The sequence below is a fragment of the Desulfocurvus sp. DL1XJH-121 genome, from assembly GCF_054819825.1.
The window spans coordinates 1-2500 of record NZ_JBTVWW010000049.1; the positions used below are offsets into that span (position 1 = coordinate 1).

2 rRNA genes (1 of these 2 cut by a window edge) are annotated in these 2500 nt (G+C 53.5%); both read right to left on the minus strand.

Features of this window, described 5'->3' with window-relative positions:
* Positions 1-19: 19 nt before the first annotated feature.
* Positions 20-134, minus strand: a 5S ribosomal RNA gene (rrf, locus tag ACYYG1_RS17200).
* Between the two features lie 46 nt (positions 135-180).
* Positions 181-2500: ribosomal RNA gene (locus ACYYG1_RS17205) — 23S ribosomal RNA — on the minus strand (it continues 615 nt past the right edge of the window).

Genomic DNA, 2500 nt, shown 5'->3' on the forward strand with positions numbered 1-2500 from the left:
CGGGGGCCGTTAAAAGAAGTCCTGGCGTCGGCCTACTTTCCCACTGACTCCTCAGCAGTATCATTGGCGATGAAGGGCTTAACTTCCGAGTTCGGAATGGGATCGGGTGTACCCCCTTCTCCATGGACACCAGGACAAATATGTAAGTAAAATAGGGAAGGATGTAGTTGTTCATAGTATAGGGTTAAGACTCACGACCTATTAGTACCGGTTTGCTGAATACATTGCTGCACGTACACATCCGGCCTATCAACGTTGTAGTCTACAACGGGTCTTTAGGGCTTGCGCCAGGGAGACCTAATCTCGAAGCAGGCTTCCCGCTTAGATGCTTTCAGCGGTTATCCTTTCCGAACATAGCTACCCTGCAATGCGGCTGGCGCCACAACAGGAACACCAGAGGTTCGTTCACCCCGGTCCTCTCGTACTAGGGGCAACCCTTCTCAAGTCTCCTACGCCCACAGAAGATAGGGACCAAACTGTCTCACGACGTTTTAAACCCAGCTCGCGTACCACTTTAAACGGCGAACAGCCGTACCCTTGGGACCTGCTCCAGCCCCAGGATGTGATGAGCCGACATCGAGGTGCCAAACCGCGTCGTCGATGTGAACTCTTGGACGCGATCAGCCTGTTATCCCCGGCGTACCTTTTATCCGATGAGCGATGGCCCTTCCATTCGGGACCACCGGATCACTAAGGCCTACTTTCGTACCTGCTCGAGATGTCTCTCTCACAGTCAAGCTCCCTTATGCCTTTGCACTCAACGGCTGGTTTCCAATCAGCCTGAGGGAACCTTTGCGCGCCTCCGTTACTTTTTGGGAGGCGACCGCCCCAGTCAAACTACCCACCAGACAATGTCTCCCGCCCGGATAACGGGTCGAGATTAGGTCCTTAAACTAGCAAGGGTGGTATTTCAAGGTTGGCTCCACGCACACTGGCGTGCACGCTTCAAAGCCTCCCACCTATCCTACACATGCTAGCCCAAAAACCAATGTCAAGCTGTAGTAAAGGTGCACAGGGTCTTTCCGTCTTTCTGCGGGTAGACGGCATCTTCACCGCCAATTCAATTTCACTGAGTCTCTGGCCGAGACAGTGCGGAGATCGTTACGCCATTCGTGCAGGTCGGAACTTACCCGACAAGGAATTTCGCTACCTTAGGACCGTTATAGTTACGGCCGCCGTTTACCGGGGCTTCGATTCACAGCTTCGACCGAAGTCTAACCACTCCTCTTAACCTTCCGGCACCGGGCAGGCGTCAGGCCCTATACGTCGTCTTACGACTTCGCAGAGCCCTATGTTTTTAGTAAACAGTCGCCCCCGCCATTTCTCTGCGGCTCCCATCAGCTCACAAAGCAAGTCTGATCACCAACGGGAGCACCCCTTATCCCGAAGTTACGGGGTCATTTTGCCGAGTTCCTTAGCCAGAGTTCTCTCAAGCGCCTTGGGTTGCTCACCCCGCCCACCTGCGTCGGTTTACGGTACGGTCTCACATGGCTAAACTTAGGAGCTTTTCTAGGCAGCATGGACTTAACGGCTTCGACGATAAAGTCTCGGCATCGCGCCTCAGCATAAGGAGAACGGATTTGCCAGATCTCCGAGCCTACACGCTTACACCGGGATATCCAACACCCGGACCGTCTATCCTCCTGCGTCCCTCCATCGCACACCATGCGAGGTACAGGAATATTAACCTGTTTCCCATCAGCTACGCTTTTCAGCCTCGCCTTAGGGGCCGACTAACCCTGGGCAGATTATCTTTACCCAGGAAACCTTGGGCTTACGGCGAATAGGTTTCTCACCTATTTTATCGTTACTCATGCCAGCATGTTCACTTCTCACAAGTCCAGCAGGCCTCTCGGACTACCTTCATCCCATATGAGAACGCTCCCCTACCGCTCGCGTAAAACGCGAGCCCGTGGCTTCGGTGCTACGCTTAGCCCCGTTACATTTTCGGCGCGGAGCCATTAGACCAGTGAGCTATTACGCTTTCTTTAAAGGGTGGCTGCTTCTAAGCCAACCTCCTGGCTGTCTCAACGACTCCACTTCCTTTCCCACTGAGCGTAGACTTCGGAACCTTAGCCGACGATCTGGGCTGTTTCCCTTTCGACCATGGACCTTCGCACCCACAGTCTGACTCCCAGGGTGAAACTGACGGCATTCGGAGTTTGATAGGGGTTGGTAAGCTGGTAGGCCCCCTAGCCCTGTCAGTGCTCTACCTCCGTCAGTCATCCCCTGAGGCTATACCTCAATATATTTCGGGGAGAACCAGCTATCACCGGGTTTGATTGGCCTTTCACCCCTATCCACAAGTCATCCGAGTAATTTTCAACTTACAACGGTTCGGCCCTCCACTTGATTTTACTCAAGCTTCAGCCTGCTCATGGATAGATCACCCGGCTTCGGGTCTAATTCAACGTACTTGGCGCCCTATTCAGACTCGCTTTCGCTACGGCTACACCTTGCGGCTTAACCTTGCACGGTAAATTAACTCGCTGGCCCATTA